This window comes from Pseudomonas sp. KH_040 (assembly GCF_057839305.1).
Genome location: NZ_CM174487.1, coordinates 4508428 through 4526771, shown reverse-complemented (window position 1 = coordinate 4526771; position 18344 = coordinate 4508428). Strand labels below are relative to the sequence as shown.

Genomic DNA, 18344 nt, shown 5'->3' with positions numbered 1-18344 from the left:
GCGGCGATTTCGAATATTCAAGCGTCGCAGGGCTACCGATGGGGCGTGGTGAGCAGGTGACTCGGTTCAACAGCAGTTTTTTACCTATAGCCAAGCAAGGTTATAACCCGATATCAGGGGGTGTCATGACCGACTTTCCAGAATCATTCGCGTCTCGCGGAGGCTGCCAGGGCTGTCAGGACAAAGGCGTGCCGGACATGGATTTCGCCTTCGCTTTTCAGCCCATTGTGGATGTGCGTGATCAAACGATTTTTGCCCATGAGGCCTTGGTTCGCGGCGTGAAGGGTGAGGGCGCCTTGTCAGTTCTGGAGCAGGTGGACGATCAAAACCGTTATCGATTTGATCAACTGTGTCGAGTGCGGGCGATTTCCACGGCGGCTGAGTTAGGGATGACGCAGTACTTGTCGATCAACTTTTTGCCGAATGCCGTTTACCGCCCGCAAATGTGCATTCGCAGCACGCTGGAATCGGCGCGTGCTCACGGCTTCCCACTGGAGCGCCTGATCTTCGAGGCGGTGGAGGGCGAGCACGTTGAAAGCAATAAGCACTTGATGAATATCTTGCGTGAGTATCGTGAGTTTGGGTTCAAGACGGCGATCGACGACTTTGGCGCAGGCTATTCCGGCCTTAACTTGTTGGCGGATTTTCAGCCGGATTTGATCAAGCTGGATATGGCCCTGATCCGCGATATTCACCGTGACCGGGTTCGCCAGACCATCGTGCGTAATGTGGTGAACATGTGCAGAGAGTTGGACGTGGAGGTGATCGCCGAGGGCATAGAAGTTGCCGATGAAAGAGACTTTCTCGCCGATTGCGGCATTTACCTGATGCAGGGGTACTGGTTCGCCAGGCCTGCCTTCAAATCATTGGCGCAGATCCCGACGAGTGCATGGCTGAAGCGATGATCGCTTTCAGCTCGCGCTGATCCGCTCGATAACCTGGCTCAGCGCCGGACGTTTGTTGTGCCTTTGGCGTTGGTAATCCCCTGTCGATGAGCAAAGTTTCATCTTGCCGGGTTCGGCGCAGGCCTAGGATGTTGGCACAAGATCGTCGCTATTCATCCCGAGGGGAATCGTGCCATGCGCCTTAATGTCGTCAAAGTGCTGTTGATTACTGCAGCGGTATCGGTGTTGAGTGCCTGTTCCGGCGCGGGTGGCCTGACCACCACCAGTTGTTTCTCCAGCGACTGTCAGTCGCCGGAGGGGCGCAACGCCAATACGTTGAAGTTTGGCGGCAACAGTATTGGCAGCAGTCTCAATCAGTACAGCTCCGGCATCTTGCATGACGATTAAGGATTACTGCGCGGCAGGTACGGCAATCCACTCGCTAAGGGTGTGCTGATACTTGCCGGTGACTTTGCTCAAGTGCAGCCACTGATCGACATACAGTTTCCAGCTGATGTCATCGCGCGGCAGCAGATAAGCCTTCTCGCCATATTGCATGTACTGATGCGGATTCACCGCGCACAAGCCCGGTTTGAGTTTCTGCTGATACAGCGCTTCCGAGGCGTCGGTGATCATCACGTCGGCCTTGTTGTCGAGCAGTTGCTGGAAGATCGTCACGTTGTCGTGCAGGGCCAGTTGCGCCTTGGGCAGGAAGGCGTGAACGAAGGCTTCGTTGGTGCCGCCGGCGGGTTCGACCAGTCTTACGTCGGGCTGGTTGATCTGCTCGACCGTCTGGTACTTGCTGACATCAGCGCAGCGCACCAGCGGGATCTTGCCGTCGGTGTCGAGGGTATTGCTGAAGTAGGCTTTTTTCTGCCGTTCGAGCGTCACCGAGATGCCGCCCATGGCGATGTCGCACTTGCCGGCCTGCATGTCCGGCATCAGGGTTTTCCAGGTGGTTTGCACCCATTGCACTTTGACCCCGAGGCTGTCGGCCAGCGAACGGGCCATGGCGATGTCGATGCCTTCGAAATCGCCGTCGGGGCGTTTGAAGGTGTAGGGCTTGTAGTCGCCGGTGGTGCACACGCGCAACTGGCCCTGTTGCTGGATGCTGTCGAGGTGCGAAAGGGTTTGCTCGGCATGGGCGCCGGCGGCCAGGGTCAGCAGGCCGCAGAGGATCATCGTGCTTTTTAGTGTTGTCATTGCGATCGGGGCTTCTGATAAGGACGGTGGCCCAGTGTAGTGAAAGGCTTTCCCGGGTGTCATCCTGCTTCCGGGCTTAACGTGCCGAGCCACGCCACCAGTGCCACGATCAACAATGCGATTGCCAGTTCAACTACCACGCTGCGCCTTAGCGCATTGGCCGCGATGGCATGCTGCCCATCGCGCAACGATTGTTGCAGTGACGGGCCAAGGTGAAAGCGATTCAGCGCCGCCAACACCAGCATCCCGGCAAACAGCAGAACTTTGATCGCCAACAGCATCCCGTACGTGCCGAGCAACACGTCCTCCAGCTTCGGGCCGACGATAAACAGGTAATTCACCACACCAGTGATCGACAGCGTCAGCACGATCACCGCACCGATCCACTCAAAGCGCCGAACCGCAAACGCCAGCGAACGAATGCGAGCTTCATCGAGCGGCCCCCGCGCCATCAACACTAGCGCCAGCATCGCACCCAGCCACGCACCCGCTGCGAGCAGGTGCAGAATGTCGCTGAGAAAATGCCAGAACCGCAGTGCTCCGTCGTCCATCGCCCCGTGTCCGCTCCAGGCCAAAGAGGCGAGGGCGACAGCGCCGGCAATCGATGCGAGCCATAAACCCGGTCTGATCAACAGCACAATCAGGGCAATCATCCGCACTGCCCACGCCAGCCCGACGTCGGTTTCCAGCAGCATCATTTGCAGATGCGGCCACAGCGCCGCGAGCGCCGTTTCGCCGCTCATGGCGCGGGTCATCAGCACCAGTCCCGCCATCGACAACAGCGCCCCGATCAACGCCATCCCGCGCAGCATCGGCCGCAACCGCAGCAGCGCATCAGTGCTGTACAGCGCAAACAACGCCAGCCCGAACACCAGCAGTAAATCCACATACAACGCAAACCGCAGGACGATGTTGATCAGCTCAGCCATCGCTTACTTCACTTTGAACGTGACGTTGCCGGTGATCGGGTGCGTGTCGGAAGACACCGCGCGCCATTGGACTTGGTAGGTGCCGGCGGGCAGCGGCGCGAGCGGGGTGATCAGCATGCTTTTCGGGTCGCTGCCGGCGCTGACTTTGGCTTTCATCGGCATTGGTGAGTGGGCCATGCCGGGCATCTCGGTCATGACCAGTTTGGCGCCGGAGAATTGGGTCAGCAGGTTCTCGGAAAAGTGCAGTTCGATCTTGCCGGGCGCGGCGCCGTCGGCACCTTCGGCGGGCGTCGACGAGAGCAGTTTCGGGTGGGCTTGAGCGAGGCTGCTGAGGAGCAAGCCGCTGGCGAGTACAAGGGTGATTTTCAAGGTGCGCATGCAAGACCTCTGGGTTGTTTTCTATTGGAATTCAGAACCACATCCGCACGCCAAGCACGAGCCGCGCTTCGCTGCGATCCTCGCCTTCGTCGCGGGCGTAATCGGCGCTGTTGCCGTAGGTGCGGTTCCACGTCACGCCGATGTAAGGCGCAAATTCGCGGCGGATTTCATAGCGCAAACGCAGGCCGGCTTCAGTGTTGGCAAGGCCGGAACCGATACCGCGTTGCGCATCGTTTTTGCCGTAGACGTTGAGTTCGGCGGTGGGCTGCAGGATCAGGCGGTTGGTCAGCAGGATGTCGTAGTCACCCTCGAACCGTAGCGCGCTCTGGCCGCCTTCGCCGATGAACGCAGTGGCCTCGGCTTCGAAGTTGTAGAGCGCCATGCCCTGAACACCGAACGCGGCCCAAGTCTGCGGCGCGCCGGGTTTGAAGTCCTGACGCACGCCGCTGACCACATCCCACCACGGCGAAATCGCGTGGCCCCAGAGCGCCTGAATCTCAGCGTTTTCGGTCTTGCCGTTGCTGCGTTCACCTTCGGAGCGCAGCCATAGGCGATCGATGTCGCCGCCGATCCAGCCGGACAGATCCCAGGCCAACGCGCTGCCGTCATCGGCGTCCTGCCATTCGAGTTTGTCGGCGAGGAAGTACGTGTTGATCGCGCTGTCGTGGACTTGATGGCCGCCGGGGCTGGTGAACACGGCGGCGCGGTCGGCGTCGGTCAGTGGCGGTATCGGCGTGCGACTTTCGGTCGGGGCGGCGGGCTGCATCATGCCGTCGTCCATACTCTGCATCCCGGCATGATCCAAGCCGGACATCTGGCTGTGGTCCATGCCCGGCATGTCGTTGGCGGCTATCGCCGAGCTGCCGATCAGCAATAAAGAAAACGCTGTGAATCGAGTCATCATCGGCCCCTTCATTCTTCTACCCGCACTTCGCGGAACATGCCCGTTTCCATGTGGTACAGCAGGTGGCAGTGATAGGCCCAGCGACCGAGTGCGTCGGCGGTCACGCGGTAGGAGCGGCGGGTGCCGGGCGGCATGTCGATGGTGTGTTTGCGCACTTGGAAGTCGCCGTTTTCGTCTTCTAGATCACTCCACATGCCATGCAGGTGAATCGGGTGGGTCATCATCGTGTCGTTGACCAGCACCAGACGGATGCGCTCACCGTACTTCAGCCGCAAGGGTTCGGCGTCGGAGAATTTGATGCCGTTGAACGACCAGGCGAATTTCTCCATATGGCCGGTCAGGTGCAACTCGACCGTGCGGCTCGGATCGCGGCCATCCGGGTCTGCGAAGGTGCTGCGCAGGTCGGCGTAGGTGAGCACGCGACGGCCGTTGTTGCGCAGGCCGAGGCCGGGGTCGTTGAGTTTGGGGGCGGTGCTCATGGCTTGCATGTCGACCAGCGGGTTGTCTGTTTCGCTGTCGGGATGGGATTGCATCGGACCCATCGCCGAGTGATCCATGGCGCTCATGTCCATCGAGCCGTGATCCATGCCACCCATACCCATGTCGTCCATGGTCACCAGCGGGCGCGGATCCAGAACTGGTACGGGCGCGGATAGCCCGGCGCGAGTGGCGAGGGTGCCACGGGCAAAACCGGTTCGGTCCATGGCCTGAGCAAACAGGGTGTACGCCTCGGCGTCCGGCTCAACGATGACGTCGTAAGTCTCGGCCACGGCGATGCGCAATTCATCGACGCTGACCGGTTTGACGTGCAGGCCGTCCGCCGCGACCACGGTCATTTTCAGCCCGGGAATACGTATGTCGAAGTAGGTCATCGCCGAGCCGTTGATCAGGCGCAGGCGCAGCTTTTCGCCGGGGCGGAACAACCCGGTCCAGTTGTTATCCGGCGCGTGGCCATTCATCAGGAAGGTGTAGGTGGCGCCACTGACGTCGGCAATGTCAGTGGGGTTCATCTTCATCTGCGCCCACATCTTGCGATCGGCAACGGTGGCGCCCCAGCCTTTTTCGCTGACGTCATCGATGAAATCGCCGACGGTGCGTTTGTGCAAGTTGTAGTAGTCGGACTGTTTTTTCAGGGTCTTCATCAGGCTGGCCGGGTCTTCGTCGCTCCAGTCACTGAGCATCACCACAAACTCGCGGTCGTAGTGGAATGGCTCAGGGTCTTTGGCGTCGATCACCAGCGGGCCGTAGACGCCGGCCTGTTCCTGTAGCCCGGAATGACTGTGATACCAGTAGGTGCCGTTCTGCCGCACCTTGAATTGATAGACGTACACGCCACCCGGTTCGATGCCGTGAAAACTCAGGCCCGGTACGCCGTCCATGTTCGCCGGCAGCAGAATGCCGTGCCAGTGAATCGAGGTGCTGGCGCTGAGCCGGTTGCGCACCCGCAGCGTCACCGTGTCACCCTCGCGCCAACGCAGCAGGGGGCCGGGCAAGCTGCCGTTGATGGTCATCGCCGTGCGTGGGTTGCCGGTGAAGTTGACCGGGGTTTCGCCGATGAACAGCTCGAAGTCGCTGCCGCTCAGTTCATCCAATTGACCGGGCGCATTCAGCGCCCAGACCGGCGTGCGCCACAGGCCGAGGCCACCGAGGAGGCTGCCGGCGGCGAGGCCTTTGACGAAGGTGCGTCGTGATGGGTTGGAAGGCATGCGCTGGAAATCCCCGTGTGACTCATGACGAGGAGGCTAACCAGTGCCGGCTTTCAGTTGGCTGAGGCGGGGATTACAGATTTGTCAGCTTCAGTTTCAGCGAGATGATCGGCCAGATCCCGCGCCTGTTGTGACGCCGCGAGCCGCGACTCACGATCAATGTCTTCGCCGAGAATGGTCTTCTCGACGCGCAACTCATGCACATCGCTGATGCCGATAAAGTCGAGCCATGCCGCGACGTAGGGTTTCTGAAAGTCGAAGCGTTCGGCGGGTGTGGCCGACTGCGCCGAGAAATCCATCCCGCACGCATAGGCGCCCACGGCGATTTTGTTTTTCAGCAGACCTTGCAGGCCATGCTGCGGATCGAAGCTGAAGAGGATGTCTTTCTGCGACACCAGGTCGATGAAGTGCTTGAGTTTGTAGGGAATGCTGAAATTCCACAGCGGTACTGACAGCACAATCAGGTCGGCACGATGCAGGTGCGCGGCGAGGTGCTTGAGTTCGTCCCACGCCGATTGCTGGGCGGGTGTCAGCGGCGTACCGCTGAGGCCGGCGTACTTGGCGTTCATCGCGTCCTCGCCGAACTCCGGCAGCGGCGTGCCCCATAGATCAAGGGTTTCGACGAGGGTCTGTGGATGATGTTGCCGATAGCGATCGATAAAACTGCGCGCCACTTGCAGTGACGCGGAGCGTGTTTTGCGCGGTGAACATTCGATGTGCAGAAGGGTGGTCACGTGAAGCCTCGGCAGTCGGGGGAGAGAGTGCGAGGCATTGCAACATAGCGCGCTTCAAACTATAAATCGTTAATAAATCGACCATTGATCACGTATCTCACTATGTTTGACGCCTTGCTGCTCAAGACCTTTGTCACCGTTGTCGATGAGGACGGCTTCAGTCGTGCTGCTGAAAAACTGCATCTGACGCAGTCGGCGGTCAGCGGTCATCTGCGCCGACTCGAAGAGCAAGTCGGCAAACCGCTGCTCAAGCGCACTACCCGTTCTCAGCAACTCACCGCCGACGGCGAGCGTTTGATCGCCTATGCGCGGACGATTCTGGCGCTGAACCGCGATGCCTGGGCGCAGCTCACGCGCACGCCGTTTCAGGGGCGGGTGCGGATTGGCGTGTCCGAGGATTTTGTCGAGGCGCGGTTGTTGCGCGCGTTGCAGGATTGCGCGGCGCAGCATCCGGGTATGCAGATCGATGTGCAGGTGAACATTCCGGGAACGTTGCTGGGCCAGATGCAGCGGGGCGATCTGGAGATGGTCATCGGTTCGCTCTGTGAAACCGGCGCGTCGGGGCGTTTACTCTGGCAGGAACCGCTGGTGTGGGCGTGGGCCACCCAGCCTGTCACACACTTACCGGCGCCTTTGCCGCTGGCGCTGTTTCCCGAGCCTTGTCCCTATCGCGAGGCGGCGCTGACGCGGTTGGCTCAGGCGGGCATTTCCCAGCGCACCGCGATGCTGTGTTCGAGCACCGCCGGGTTGCGCGCGGCGGCGCTGTCCGGATTTGCCGTGGCGCCGATGCCGGCGAGTCAGGTGGGGCAGGGGTTGACCGCGCTGGGCGCGGAACAGGGCTTGCCGGATTTGCCGGATGCGCAGTTCCGCTTGTTTGTCGCGCCTCACGCTGATCCGCAGATGATCGATGCGGTGACGCAGGTGATCGTCGAATTTTGCTCCGCGCGGCGGCAGTGACGCGGTTTACAGGCCGAGACCTTCCTGCACCGCCAGCAACAGATTGTTTTCGGTCAGAGCGATGGCATCCAGCTGCTGGCCTGTTTCAATCGACTGCATCCACCAATGGCTTTCACCGTGCTCATCCACGGTACGTAGCAGATAAGTGTCTGTGGCTGACGGGTTGATCTGCACTCGCCCGGCGCCATCCTCGGTAAACCGCGCAATGGGATCGAATGTCAGGGTTTGATGATTGGCTTCGATCACCAGTTGGTCGATGGCGTAATCGTGGGATTCACCATCGGGTGACGTTTCGCAAACGTGGGTCGGATTGCGCCGAATCTTCAACCCGACCTCGGTGACCGGTTGCAGCCACGCCTCAATGCGGTGGTACAAGTCATACACCTGCGCCGGCCAGCAATCGATCTCCAGCGCGGCATCAGCATGAGTGTGCCGGGTTTGCTTGAGTTTGGCGGCGAGTTCGTCTGCTTTACTCATTTCGGATCCCTTGGTTTGATGTCTGCCTGTTAATCGTAGACCTTTCAACGGCGTACGACGTTGCCTTGCGTCATGCGCCTGCAACACAAGCGTGTCGAAATCAGCGCTGGCCAAGTCTGGTCAGGATCGAAAACCACGGACGCAGGCGTCCCAAGGAGCGGGTAGATGAAAAAGCTGTTTACAATTTTGGCAGTGATTGCGCTGACGGCCGGTAGCATCGGGTTGAGTTCGGCGCGGCAATCGCAGTCGAGCAAGGCGCAGGCGGAATCGGTGGCTGGGGTGTTCGATTACTACCTGCTGGCGTTGTCCTGGTCGCCGACCTTTTGTCTGACCCACAAAGATGACTCGCAGTGCACGGGCAAGGGCTACGGCTTTGTGTTGCACGGCTTGTGGCCACAATACGCCAAGGGTGGCTGGCCGGAATCCTGCCCGCCGCTGACCACGCTGAACGCGGCGCAAACCAGCCAGGGCCTGACGCTGTTCCCGACCAAAAAACTGCTCGACCACGAATGGTCCAAACACGGCACCTGCAGCGGCCTCGGCGCGATGGGCTATCTGGACGAAGCGGACAAAGCCGTGGCAGCGGTGAAAATCCCCGATGAGCTGCAACCGTTCAGCTCCTCGTATTACTTCGAGGCGCAGGAAATTGCCGACCTGTTCCGCAAGGCCAACCCGGGGATTCCAGCGGATGGCATCGCCGTCATTTGCAGCGGCCCGGAACTGTCGGAAGTACGCGTGTGCATGAGCAAAGATCTGCAGTTCGGCGCGTGTGGCAAGGGCGTGAAAACCCAGTGCCGCGCGGGGGATATTCGGGTGCCGCCGTCGCGCTAACCTGAGCGGTTTCCACGTATCAAAAAGGCGCCCGATCGGGCGCCTTTTTTGGTCTGGAGGTTTGAAGTACCCGGCGAACTCCCGCATGCTTGCACCCCCGAAAGGATGACCACGTTACATTGCAAGGAGCTGTTCATGAGCGGAAAACCCGCCGCCCGCGTCACCGATCCAACCGCCGGTCCATTGCCGGGACATGGCACCAATCCCATAGCCAGTGGCTCCCCGAATGTGAATTTCGACGGCTTGGCGGCTGCGCGAATGACTGACAAATCCGCCTGCGGCAGCCCGATTACCGGTGCTGTCCCGTCTATATCGTCGGCCATAGCCTCGGCGGCTGGAATGGTGCGCACCTGTCCAAAATAATGTCGGATTGGGGTTACAAGGTTCAGATGCTGATCACTCTGGATCCTGTGGGTGAAGGGGCTTTGGTGTGGCTGGGCTCAGACATTTATCGCGAACGTCCCGCGCCAGTTTCGGTTGATTGGATCAATATCAAGGCAACACCTTCCAAGAGAGAACCATCAGACGGGGTCGCGGACTTCGGGGAAAAATGGATTATCTCCTGCGGACCGTCAATTAACGTAAATGTCGACACGAATCACGCTAACGCACTGGGATTGCTAAACGCCCCAATCGCTGATGGTAAATCTGCAAGTGACTTGCTGTTTGATTCAATCATGAAGGAGTTTTCGTGATGTACAGGTTTTTCCTTTGTGTGGTTCTGGCTGTCTGTTCGGGATGTGCAAAGGACCATTTACAGCCTCCGGCAAATTTAAGTTATGTGTCCGTAGATAGGTCGAGTTCCCTTTTATATGTCATCAAATATCAATCCGATGTGGATGTTTTGAACCTGTTTGGCCGAGGCGAAAGGCAAGGGATGGCTTCGGGGACATTGAGGTGCGCGTTAGCGGATGACCACGATTTTTCTGTTGGTAAAGCTATTCAGTTTTCTGCGGTGGGGCTGGTAGATTCTGATATACGCGAAAACGGCAACTCCAAATTCTCCTTTTCGACCAGTACATTCATCACTGAAACATCCAGCGACCGAAGTACGGAGAGAGATCTGTCAGCGGCAGAACTGAACCAACTCCTCGCCAACAAACAACAAATCCCCTGCAAAGTCGTCGTCACCGCCTACGGCTACAAACCCTACTACTCAAACACCATGAACATTCCCGTCGCGGACCTGCTGCGGGAAATCAACAAACCCCAATGATAAAAACGGGGGGGGGGTCAGGCGAATCCCCCCGCATCCACCCCCAACTCCCCACGCAAAAACTCCACCAAACCACGTTGCAACCCGGTCAAAACCCCATCACGACTGACCAACGCCAATTCCGTCGGCGCCAGTTCCGGCAAATCCGTACACACCTGATGCTCAGGCAACACCGCCGACACTGGCAGCACCGACACCCCCAACCCCGAGGCCACTGCCGCTTGAATCCCGGTCAGGCTGTGACTGCCGAACGCGACACGCCAGGGGCGCTGGGCAACATCGAGCAAACGAATGGCGCGCTGCCGATACAGGCAGCCTTGCGGAAACAACGCCAACGGCAACACGCCAGTGGACGAGTCAAATTCCGCACCTTTGACCCACACCAGCCGCTCGGGCCAGGTCGCCCACGCCGGGCCGCTGTCGGGTTCGCGTTTGATCAGGGCGATGTCGATGTCGCCGGCATCCAGACGCTGGCGCAGATCGAGGCTCATGCCGCTGAGGGTTTCCAGCCGCGCTTGCGGATGGCTGCGGGTGAAGCCGGCGAGAATCAGCGCCATGCGCCGCGCGTCGAAGTCTTCCGGCATGCCGATCCGCAGGATTTCCAGATCGAGGTCGCTGGCCAATGCTTCGGTGGCTTCAGCGGACAGCGCCAGTAATCGGCGCGCGTAGTGGATCAGTAATTCGCCGTGTTCGGTGACGGCGACATTCAGCCCGGTACGGTCGCGCAGCAACAGGGCGTGGCCGACCAGCTCTTCGAGTTTGCGCACCTGCTGGCTGACTGTCGACTGAGTGCGGTGCACGCGCTCGGCGGCGCGGGTGAAGCTGCCTTCGTCAACCACGCAGACAAAGGTTTTCAGCAATTCCAGGTCCAGCATGGCGGCGCTCTCGATAGTGGATTTTCAACTGACGATTGGCTATTTATTTAATTTCACACTATCACCGGGCGCTCATAAGCTGAAGTCCTCACCACGGAGGATTCGACCAATGACACTCATCCATACCCCGCGCCCGCAATGGCTGACCTTCGATTGCTACGGCACTTTGATCCAATGGGACGAAGGCCTCAAAGCTGTGGTCGGCGAAATTCTCAGCGAGAAGGGCGAACATCAGGTCGACGCCGGGCACCTGATCGAAGTTTATGATCGCCATGAACATCGACTCGAACAAACCCCGCCGCACCGATCGTTCCGCGAACTCAGCACCCTCGGCCTGCAATTGGCCCTGGAAGAATTGGGGCTGCCCAGCCTGCCTGAAGACAGCCAGCGTCTGGCCGCCGCCATCCCGAAAATGCCGCCGTTTGCCGAGGTGATCGAAACCCTTGCGCAACTCAAGGCGATGGGCTTCAAACTGTGCATCGTCTCCAACACCGACGACGACATCATTGCCGGTAACGTCGCGCAGCTCGGCGGCCACATCGACCGGGTGATCACTGCGCAACAGGCTGGCGCCTACAAGCCGGCGCCGCGCCTGTTCGACTACGCTCATGAGCAGTTGGGCGTCAGCCGCGCAGAGGTGGTGCACATCTGCGCCAGCCCGATGCTCGACCATACGGCCGCGCGGGACATGGGCTTTCGCTGTGTATGGATCGATCGTGGCACTGGTCGCCAGATGCTGGCGGACTATCGCCCCGACGCGATCCTCAACCGCCTCGATCAAGTGTTGCCGCTGTTCAAATCCCTCGGTTGGTAACGGAGAATCGTCATGGCTCACACCCTGACTGCCAGTGCGCGGGCCGCACGCCCGACAGCGCTGAACCTCGACACAGAAGCCATCATCACCGCGCGCACTGAGCTGGCGGCGTGCTTTCAACTGGCCGCGTTGCATGGCCTGGAGGAGGGCATCTGCAATCACTTTTCGGTGATGGTGCCGGGGCACGACGATCTGTTTCTGGTCAACCCCTACGGCTATGCGTTTGCCGAAGTGACCGCGCAGAATCTGCTGGTCTGCGACTTCGACGGCAATGTGGTTGAAGGCGAAGGCTTGCCGGAAGCCACGGCGTTTTACATTCATGCGCGTCTGCACAAGCAACTGCCGCGAGTGAAAGTCGCCTTTCACACCCACATGCCTCACGCCACGGCGTTGTGCCTGCTACAAGGGCCGCCACTGTTATGGCTGGGGCAGACCGCGCTGAAGTTCTACGGGCGCATGGCGGTCGACGAGGACTACAACGGCCTGGCGCTGGACGCGTCCGAAGGCGACCGTATCGCCGGGGTCATGGGCGACGCCGACATTCTGTTCCTGAAAAATCACGGCGTGATCGTTGCCGCGCCGACCATCGCCGAAGCCTGGGACGACCTCTATTACCTGGAACGCGCCGCCCAGGTGCAACTGCTGGCGATGGCCACGCAACGGGAACTGAAGCCTGTGCCCCACGCCATTGCGCAACGGGCCTATGAGCAAATGCGCGAGGGCGATCCGCAAAGCGCGCGGACCCACCTGCACAGTGCGATGCGGCGCCTGGCCCTTCACAACTGACTAACCCTAAAGGAGCGATCGAAAATAAATCGGCGAACAGCGATCATCCAAACTCGTTGTGCGCCGATATACCTGAGCGGGACCGGGGCGTTTGCCCCGTAGATTCCGGTGGGCTACGCTCACAAACATAAGGGTTTTGCCGCTGGCGCCCTTGTCGTACCTGCCCAGGACTTGCTTTTGCCTATCCCTATTCACGATCCGCATCAGGCCCCCGGAGGCACCCTTAAACGCCTGCCGCTGCGCAAAGCGGCGGTGCTGTTTATCGTTGCGGTGGGGTTGTGCCTGTCCGGTTTGCTGTACCTGCAACTGGAGCAGTCGCGTCGTCAGGATCTGGCCGTGGCGAAAATGGCCTCGAGCAACCTGACCCGGGCGATGGCGCAGCAGGCCGAAGACACATTCCTGGCCGCCGATCTGGTGATGACCAGCCTGGTCGACTGGATTTAGGATGACGGTTACGGCGCGGCGCAAAGACCGCGCCTGCAGAAAACCTTCGCCCGGCGCGTGCAGCAACTCGATCAGCTGCACGGCATTTTTCTCTTCGACACGCAGGGCCAGTGGGTGATTACTTCATTCGCTGATCTGCCCCGTGGCAATGGCGTGGCCGATCGCGAGTACTTCAAGTTCCACCAGCAGAACGCCTCGACGCTGGCGCACATCGGCCCGGCGATTCGCAGCCGTGAGAACGGCGAGTGGATCATCCCGATTTCCAAACGCGTCGATGATCACGCGGGCAATTTTCAGGGGGTGTTGCTGGCCGGAATCAAGATGTCGTATTTCGACCGCTTTTTCGAAAGCTTCAGCCTCGATGATCAAGGCATCATGTTTCTCGGCTTGAGTGACGGCACCTTGCTCGCCCGTCGGCCGTTCGATGAAAACCTGATCGGCACGTCGCTGGCGCAAGGGCGGATTTATCGCACGTTGCTGCCCGAAGCGGCGGCCGGCACGGCGATGATCAACTCGGTGGTCGATGGCGTGGTGCGTTTGTACGGTTATCGACGCTTGTCGGCGTATCCGCTGGTGGTGTCGGCGGCGACCTCGCGCGACACGATTCTCGAGGGTTGGTACGCACGCGCCTTCCAGTCGAGTGTGATCGTCGCCTTGGTGATTCTTGGCGTCGGCCTGTTTGGCTGGGTGTTCATTCATCAGGTGCGCGATGGTGAACGGATCGAAAAGAACCTGCGCAAGGCCCAGCGTACGCTGGAGCAGATCGCCACTCACGACAGCCTGACCGGGTTGGCCAATCGACGTTTGTTCGAGCGTTCGCTGGAAATCGAATTTGCCCGTGGCGCGCGGCAGGTCAGCCCGGTCAGTCTGATCATGCTCGATATCGATTTCTTCAAGCGCTATAACGACGCCTATGGTCATGTCGCCGGGGATCATTGTCTGACTCAGGTCGCCCAAGTGCTGCAGACGTGCTGCCAACGCAAGTCGGATCTGGCGGTACGCTACGGTGGTGAAGAGTTTGCGGTGTTGTTGCCGGACACTGACATCAACGGCGCGCTGGCGATTGCCGGGCAGATCCGGCGCAGCGTGATCGACAAACACATCATCCACAGCGGCTCGCCAACCGGGTATTTGACGGTGAGTCTGGGCTGTTATTCGTTTATCCCGAGCGGCAATGACAGCCTGGAAGTGTTTATCCAGCGTGCCGATGCGGCGTTGTATCAGGCGAAAAATGCCGGGCGCAATCGTGCGGCGGTGTTGTCACTGGACAGCGGCCTGGCCGAATTGATGCGCTCCGATCGCTAACCCAGAGCCTGGCACAAACCCTATGGGTGAGAGGGGATTGTGTGATTGTCGCAGGAACTTGTGGGAGCTGGCTTGCCAGCGATAACGGTCGGTCAGTCAAGGAAGATGTTGACTGTGCTGACGCTATCGCTGGCAAGCCAGCTCCCACAGTGATTTTCATCAAGCCAAGGTTATGTGAATACCCATACAACCGAGGGTTTTCACCACGGGTGGCTCTTGTTCGTTCAGCCGCCAGTGCCACCGCCCGCACCGCCAGTGCCGCCGCCGGCCGATCCGGTACCGCCGCCAGCCCCGGAACCCGAACCACTGGCCCCGCCATTGGTGCCAGTCCCGGAACCCATACCCGAAGAGCCGCTGCCACCGGAAGGCGCGCCCGGCGTGTTGTCTGGCGGCGTAGTTGTGCTGGTCGGGCCGCCGGACTTGGTGCCGGTGGCGTCAGCGCCGTCGTTGGCGGCGAAGCTGGCGGCCGAGGCGCTGGCGAGCAACCCGGCGAGCAATAACGAAGTGAGTTTGCGCGTGATCATGATCCGTCTCCAAAATGGCATGTACCTGATATTGGTCTGACGCGCAGAACCCTTGGTGCCGAATGGCTGACGAGCGGTCAGCGGGAAAACCGAGTGGCCTCCTGATCTTCTGGAATATTGGCTATTTGTCGAACCGGGTGTGAGGGCTAACGTAGCCACACATTCACTTGCTACCCGGAGCTACCATGCAACCTCGTACCGATTTCTACACCGCCTCCCCAGACGCCTTGAAAGCGATGATGGCTCTGGAAACTGCCGTGTCCAAACTGCCGCTGGAAAAGACCCTGATCGAATTGGTCAAGTTGCGCGCCTCGCAAATCAACGGCTGCGCATTCTGCATCGACATGCACACCACCGATGCGATCAAGGGTGGCGAAACCCCGCGCCGCTTGTTCGCGGTGACGGCATGGCGTGAAGCGCCGTTTTTCAGCGACCGCGAACGCGCCGCGCTGTTGTGGACTGAATCGCTGACCCAACTGAGCCTGACCCACGCCCCGGACGAAGATTACGAGGTGGTTGCGGCGCAGTTCACACCGAAAGAAATGGTCGACCTGAGCGTGGCGATCAACACCATCAACAGCTGGAATCGTCTGGCCGTAGGCTTCCGCACAATCCCACAGGCTTAAGCTGCCCACAATCCCTACACGGGCCGGGGAAACTTCAGAAAACTGGATCAATGCCCATCCGCACTCGGCGCCGCCGGTGGTTGCACCTTGCGCATCAAGGGCACCATCGCGGTGGCGATGACGAAGCACACGCCGATCATCAAAAAGGTGTCGCCGTAGGTTTGCGTCTGCGCCTCGCGGTAGGTCAGCAGCCACAACTGGCGCAGGCTGGCGGTGACACCGACGTCGCCGCTCTGGCCCAGATTCGCCAGGTTGCCGCCGACCTGCGACAGCCATTGATTCATCGCTTCATTGCTGCTGTTCAGATGCTCGGCCAATCGCGTGAAGTGCAGGTTGGTGCGGTCATTGATAATGGTCGCGCACGCTGCAATACCAATCGCACCACCCAGATTGCGCATCAGGTTGAACAACCCTGACGCATGCTTCAAACGTGCGGGCGCCAACCCGCCCAAGGTCAACGTCACCGCTGGCGGCACGGCCAGTTGCTGGGCAATCCCGCGTAACGCTTGCGGCAACATCAACTCGCCGGCGCCCCAGTCGTGGGTGATCGGGCTGAACTCCCACATCGATATCGCGAACAGACCCAGACCGATCATCATGATCCAGCGCAGATCGACGCGATTGGCCAGAAAGGCATACAGCGGAATCGCCATGATCTGGAACACGCCGGTGGAGAAAACCGCCAGACCAATGTCCAGCGCGCTGTAGCCGCGCACCCGGCCGAGGAACAGCGGCGTCAGGTAGATCGTCGCGAACAGGCCGATGCCGGTGACAAACGAAAAGAAGCAGCCGAGGGCGAAATTGCGATCCTTCAAGGCGCGCAGATCGACGATCGGATTGGCCACGTGCAAGGTGCGGCCAATGAAGGCCAACCCGGCGAGGCCACTGATCCACGCGGTGGTCAGAATGGTCTGATCGCTGAACCAGTTCCAGCGTGGGCCTTCTTCGAGGGTGTATTCCAGGCAGCCGAGAAACAGCGCGAGAAACACCATGCTCAGATAGTCCGCACCTTTGAGCAAGGACAGTTCCGGCTGGTCGATTTTCACCAGCATCGGCACCGCCACAGCGACGAAAATCCCCGGCACCAGGTTGATGTAGAACAACCAGTGCCACGAGGAAATATCAGTGATCCAGCCACCGATCACCGGCCCCAATGTCGGCGCCAGTGACGCGACCGCACCGATGGTCGCGGCGGCAATCACCCGTTGTTTGCCGGTGAAGAAAAAGAACGCGGTGGTGAACACCAGCGGGATCATCGAGCCGCCGAGAAAACCTTGCAGCGCCCGAAAGGCAATCATGCTCTGGATGTTCCAGGCCACGCCGCAGAGCAGGCTGGCGAGGGTGAAACCGACCGCCGACGCGCAGAACAACCAGCGCGTGGAGAACACTCGCGACAGCCAGCCGGACAGCGGAATCACGATGATTTCGGCGATCAGGTAACTGGTCTGCACCCACGCGGTTTCATCGGTGCCGGCGGACAGTCCGCCGCCGATATCGCGCAGTGACGCCGAGACAATCTGGATATCCAGCAGCGCGATGAACATGCCAATGCACATGGTCGCGAAGGCGAACACTTTGGTGGCGGTCGCCATGTCCGCTGCGTTGAATGGCTGTGCAGGAGCGGCGAGGGCGGTGCTCATGGCGCGACGGCCACGGCGCTGGTTTCCGGTTGTGCGCGGGTGTCGACTTCCGCCGTCACCGACAAGCCCGGACGCAAGTGACCGAGCACGCCGTCAGCGGGATCAAGGAGGATGCGCACCGGTACGCGCTGGACGATTTTGGTGAAGTTGCCGGTGGCGTTTTCCGGTGGCAGCACACTGAATTGCGAACCTGTGGCGGGGGCGAGGCTGTCGAGGCGGCCGTGGAATTCCTGTCCGGAAAGGACGTCGGCGCGGATGCTCACGCGTTGCCCGGGTTTCATCCGCGCCAATTGGTCTTCCTTGAAATTGGCATCGACCCAAAGGCCGCTGGCCGGCACCACCGACAACTGTTGCGAGCCGGCCTGAGCATAGGCGCCAACCCGGGCGCGGCGATTGCCGATCACGCCATCGACCGGCGCGCGCAGTTCGGTGTAGCCGAGGTTGAGTTGCGCCAGATCGCGTTCGGCGCGGGCTTGCTGAAGGGCGGCGCGGGCCTGTTGTTTCTGGGTGTCGATCACCGCCAGTTGGCGTTGCGCGGCCAGCAGTTCGGCCTGTGCACGGGCGCTCAGGGCTTGTGCGGTTTTGAAGGTAGCGTCGGCGCGTTGTGCGCTTTCTACGGACACGGCGTTGCTGGTCACCAGGCGTTTGTAGCGTGCGTTGTCGTCCCGCGAACGCGCGGTTTCTGCGCCGGCGGCGTCGATGCCGGCGCGGGCCTGGCCGATCACCGCTTGTTGCAGTTGTTCGGTGGCGTCGAGGTTGGCCAGCAGCGCTTCTTCGGCGGCGACGGCGCCTTCGGCCTTGGCCAGATTGGCGCGATAGTCGCGGGCGTCGAGGCGGATCAACACATCGCCGGCCTTGACGTGCTGGTTGTCGCTGACCAGCACTTCGTCGATGTAACCGGCGACTTTCGGCCCGATCACCGTGACATCGCCACCAATATAGGCATCGTCGGTTTCTTCGAGAAAACGCCCGGCGCCCCACCAGTGCACGGCGTACAGACCGGCAAAGATCAATGCGAGCAATCCTGCGCCGGGAAGCAGCAGGCGTTTAAGCAGGGGCGGCCTGGTCTTTACCACAACAGGTTCGAGGGTGGGCATGCTGGTCATGGCGG

Annotated in this window: 20 protein-coding genes and 2 pseudogenes; 11 read left to right on the top strand and 11 right to left on the bottom strand. The window is 60.3% G+C overall.

The features are described 5' to 3' along the window. Positions 1-125 precede the first annotated feature (125 nt). Together rimA and AC3IUF_RS20090 are read left to right on the top strand one after the other, a co-directional pair. Complete coding sequence (gene rimA / locus AC3IUF_RS20095; RefSeq protein WP_007915534.1) at positions 126-905, top strand: S6 modification regulatory phosphodiesterase RimA; 780 nt, start codon at positions 126-128, stop codon at positions 903-905. A 174-nt stretch (positions 906-1079) separates the two neighbouring features. Continuing rightward, positions 1080-1292: a hypothetical protein gene (locus AC3IUF_RS20090; protein WP_489279109.1), complete on the top strand. Its 213-nt coding sequence runs from the start codon at positions 1080-1082 to the stop codon at positions 1290-1292. A 3-nt stretch (positions 1293-1295) separates the two neighbouring features. Here the strand turns inward: AC3IUF_RS20090 and AC3IUF_RS20085 are convergent, their stop codons facing one another. The 6 genes from AC3IUF_RS20085 to AC3IUF_RS20060 are packed head-to-tail and all read right to left on the bottom strand — an operon-like array spanning position 1296 to position 6738. Continuing rightward, the gene (locus AC3IUF_RS20085; protein WP_489279107.1) at positions 1296-2087 is read right to left on the bottom strand and encodes a transporter substrate-binding domain-containing protein; all 792 of its coding nucleotides are present in this window, start codon (positions 2085-2087) and stop codon (positions 1296-1298) included. A 59-nt stretch (positions 2088-2146) separates the two neighbouring features. Beyond that, positions 2147-3016, bottom strand: coding sequence for a copper homeostasis membrane protein CopD (gene copD, locus AC3IUF_RS20080; RefSeq protein ID WP_489279105.1), 870 nt, complete (start codon positions 3014-3016; stop codon positions 2147-2149). Between the two features lie 3 nt (positions 3017-3019). Then, complete coding sequence (gene copC / locus AC3IUF_RS20075) at positions 3020-3394, bottom strand: copper homeostasis periplasmic binding protein CopC (RefSeq protein ID WP_007915538.1); 375 nt, start codon at positions 3392-3394, stop codon at positions 3020-3022. Between the two features lie 31 nt (positions 3395-3425). Then, on the bottom strand, positions 3426-4295 hold the full coding sequence (locus AC3IUF_RS20070; RefSeq protein ID WP_489279103.1) for a copper resistance protein B: 870 nt from the start codon (positions 4293-4295) through the stop codon (positions 3426-3428). An 11-nt stretch (positions 4296-4306) separates the two neighbouring features. Then, positions 4307-6004, bottom strand: a complete 1698-nt coding sequence (locus AC3IUF_RS20065; protein WP_489279101.1) for a copper resistance system multicopper oxidase — start codon at positions 6002-6004, stop codon at positions 4307-4309. 53 nt (positions 6005-6057) lie between these two features. Next, positions 6058-6738, bottom strand: coding sequence for an FMN-dependent NADH-azoreductase (locus AC3IUF_RS20060; RefSeq protein WP_007915550.1), 681 nt, complete (start codon positions 6736-6738; stop codon positions 6058-6060). Between the two features lie 102 nt (positions 6739-6840). Here AC3IUF_RS20060 and AC3IUF_RS20055 point away from each other — a divergent pair, with 102 nt between their 5' ends. Further along, positions 6841-7695, top strand: a complete 855-nt coding sequence (locus AC3IUF_RS20055; RefSeq protein ID WP_489279099.1) for a LysR family transcriptional regulator — start codon at positions 6841-6843, stop codon at positions 7693-7695. A 6-nt stretch (positions 7696-7701) separates the two neighbouring features. On the opposite strand, the gene AC3IUF_RS20050 is transcribed toward AC3IUF_RS20055, so the two are convergent. After that, on the bottom strand, positions 7702-8172 hold the full coding sequence (locus AC3IUF_RS20050; protein ID WP_007915553.1) for a hypothetical protein: 471 nt from the start codon (positions 8170-8172) through the stop codon (positions 7702-7704). 165 nt (positions 8173-8337) lie between these two features. Here AC3IUF_RS20050 and AC3IUF_RS20045 point away from each other — a divergent pair, with 165 nt between their 5' ends. From AC3IUF_RS20045 to AC3IUF_RS20030, 4 genes and pseudogenes are all read left to right on the top strand, one after another. Continuing rightward, positions 8338-9003 carry a ribonuclease T2 gene (locus tag AC3IUF_RS20045; protein WP_489279098.1) on the top strand — a complete coding sequence of 222 codons (666 nt, stop codon included), beginning with the start codon at positions 8338-8340 and terminating at the stop codon, positions 9001-9003. 135 nt (positions 9004-9138) lie between these two features. Beyond that, positions 9139-9312: pseudogene (locus AC3IUF_RS20040) on the top strand (PAAR domain-containing protein); the annotation flags it as partial. A gap of 80 nt (positions 9313-9392) precedes the next feature. Continuing rightward, entirely contained in the window at positions 9393-9698 is a 306-nt protein-coding gene (locus AC3IUF_RS20035) for a hypothetical protein (protein WP_489279096.1), read from the top strand. Continuing rightward, positions 9698-10219, top strand: coding sequence for a hypothetical protein (locus AC3IUF_RS20030; RefSeq protein ID WP_007915560.1), 522 nt, complete (start codon positions 9698-9700; stop codon positions 10217-10219). The genes AC3IUF_RS20035 and AC3IUF_RS20030 overlap by 1 nt, the downstream gene beginning before the upstream one ends. Before the next feature lie 17 nt (positions 10220-10236). Here AC3IUF_RS20030 and AC3IUF_RS20025 read toward each other — a convergent pair whose 3' ends face one another. Further along, positions 10237-11094 (bottom strand): LysR substrate-binding domain-containing protein, encoded by an 858-nt coding sequence (locus AC3IUF_RS20025; RefSeq protein ID WP_489279094.1) that lies wholly within the window; start codon positions 11092-11094, stop codon positions 10237-10239. Positions 11095-11203: 109 nt separating this feature from the next. On the opposite strand from AC3IUF_RS20025, the gene AC3IUF_RS20020 reads away from it, so the two are divergent. The 3 genes and pseudogenes from AC3IUF_RS20020 to AC3IUF_RS20010 all read left to right on the top strand — a co-directional run bounded on the left by AC3IUF_RS20020 (position 11204) and on the right by AC3IUF_RS20010 (position 14443). After that, positions 11204-11908 (top strand): haloacid dehalogenase type II, encoded by a 705-nt coding sequence (locus tag AC3IUF_RS20020; RefSeq protein WP_007915562.1) that lies wholly within the window; start codon positions 11204-11206, stop codon positions 11906-11908. 12 nt (positions 11909-11920) lie between these two features. Beyond that, positions 11921-12694, top strand: a complete 774-nt coding sequence (locus AC3IUF_RS20015; protein WP_489279093.1) for an aldolase — start codon at positions 11921-11923, stop codon at positions 12692-12694. Between the two features lie 177 nt (positions 12695-12871). Next, a pseudogene (locus tag AC3IUF_RS20010) lies at positions 12872-14443 on the top strand (sensor domain-containing diguanylate cyclase). 224 nt (positions 14444-14667) lie between these two features. Here the strand turns inward: AC3IUF_RS20010 and AC3IUF_RS20005 are convergent. After that, on the bottom strand, positions 14668-14967 hold the full coding sequence (locus AC3IUF_RS20005; RefSeq protein WP_007915566.1) for a hypothetical protein: 300 nt from the start codon (positions 14965-14967) through the stop codon (positions 14668-14670). A 185-nt stretch (positions 14968-15152) separates the two neighbouring features. Here AC3IUF_RS20005 and AC3IUF_RS20000 point away from each other — a divergent pair, with 185 nt between their 5' ends. Then, positions 15153-15593, top strand: a complete 441-nt coding sequence (locus AC3IUF_RS20000) for a carboxymuconolactone decarboxylase family protein (RefSeq protein ID WP_489279091.1) — start codon at positions 15153-15155, stop codon at positions 15591-15593. Between the two features lie 47 nt (positions 15594-15640). Here the strand turns inward: AC3IUF_RS20000 and AC3IUF_RS19995 are convergent, their stop codons facing one another. Both AC3IUF_RS19995 and AC3IUF_RS19990 read right to left on the bottom strand, forming a co-directional pair. Continuing rightward, entirely contained in the window at positions 15641-17233 is a 1593-nt protein-coding gene (locus tag AC3IUF_RS19995) for a DHA2 family efflux MFS transporter permease subunit (protein WP_489279090.1), read from the bottom strand. Continuing rightward, the gene (locus AC3IUF_RS19990) at positions 17230-18339 is read right to left on the bottom strand and encodes an HlyD family secretion protein (RefSeq protein ID WP_414893301.1); all 1110 of its coding nucleotides are present in this window, start codon (positions 18337-18339) and stop codon (positions 17230-17232) included. Before AC3IUF_RS19990 ends, AC3IUF_RS19995 begins: the two co-directional genes overlap by 4 nt. Between the last annotated feature and the right edge of the window lie 5 nt (positions 18340-18344).

Bases quoted from the DNA above. Each gene is read 5' to 3' on its own strand.
- AC3IUF_RS19995 (WP_489279090.1), bottom strand. From the start codon at position 17,233: ATGAGCACCGCCCTCGCCGCTCCTGCACAGCCATTCAACGCAGCGGAC.
- AC3IUF_RS20015 (WP_489279093.1), top strand. From the start codon at position 11,921: ATGGCTCACACCCTGACTGCCAGTGCGCGGGCCGCACGCCCGACAGCG.
- rimA (WP_007915534.1), top strand. From the start codon at position 126: ATGACCGACTTTCCAGAATCATTCGCGTCTCGCGGAGGCTGCCAGGGC.
- AC3IUF_RS20025 (WP_489279094.1), bottom strand. From the start codon at position 11,094: ATGCTGGACCTGGAATTGCTGAAAACCTTTGTCTGCGTGGTTGACGAA.
- AC3IUF_RS20085 (WP_489279107.1), bottom strand. From the start codon at position 2,087: ATGACAACACTAAAAAGCACGATGATCCTCTGCGGCCTGCTGACCCTG.
- AC3IUF_RS20055 (WP_489279099.1), top strand. From the start codon at position 6,841: ATGTTTGACGCCTTGCTGCTCAAGACCTTTGTCACCGTTGTCGATGAG.
- AC3IUF_RS20005 (WP_007915566.1), bottom strand. From the start codon at position 14,967: ATGATCACGCGCAAACTCACTTCGTTATTGCTCGCCGGGTTGCTCGCC.
- AC3IUF_RS20065 (WP_489279101.1), bottom strand. From the start codon at position 6,004: ATGCCTTCCAACCCATCACGACGCACCTTCGTCAAAGGCCTCGCCGCC.
- AC3IUF_RS19990 (WP_414893301.1), bottom strand. From the start codon at position 18,339: ATGACCAGCATGCCCACCCTCGAACCTGTTGTGGTAAAGACCAGGCCG.
- AC3IUF_RS20090 (WP_489279109.1), top strand. From the start codon at position 1,080: ATGCGCCTTAATGTCGTCAAAGTGCTGTTGATTACTGCAGCGGTATCG.
- copC (WP_007915538.1), bottom strand. From the start codon at position 3,394: ATGCGCACCTTGAAAATCACCCTTGTACTCGCCAGCGGCTTGCTCCTC.
- copD (WP_489279105.1), bottom strand. From the start codon at position 3,016: ATGGCTGAGCTGATCAACATCGTCCTGCGGTTTGCGTTGTATGTGGAT.
- AC3IUF_RS20045 (WP_489279098.1), top strand. From the start codon at position 8,338: ATGAAAAAGCTGTTTACAATTTTGGCAGTGATTGCGCTGACGGCCGGT.
- AC3IUF_RS20030 (WP_007915560.1), top strand. From the start codon at position 9,698: ATGTACAGGTTTTTCCTTTGTGTGGTTCTGGCTGTCTGTTCGGGATGT.
- AC3IUF_RS20070 (WP_489279103.1), bottom strand. From the start codon at position 4,295: ATGACTCGATTCACAGCGTTTTCTTTATTGCTGATCGGCAGCTCGGCG.
- AC3IUF_RS20050 (WP_007915553.1), bottom strand. From the start codon at position 8,172: ATGAGTAAAGCAGACGAACTCGCCGCCAAACTCAAGCAAACCCGGCAC.
- AC3IUF_RS20020 (WP_007915562.1), top strand. From the start codon at position 11,204: ATGACACTCATCCATACCCCGCGCCCGCAATGGCTGACCTTCGATTGC.
- AC3IUF_RS20035 (WP_489279096.1), top strand. From the start codon at position 9,393: ATGCTGATCACTCTGGATCCTGTGGGTGAAGGGGCTTTGGTGTGGCTG.
- AC3IUF_RS20000 (WP_489279091.1), top strand. From the start codon at position 15,153: ATGCAACCTCGTACCGATTTCTACACCGCCTCCCCAGACGCCTTGAAA.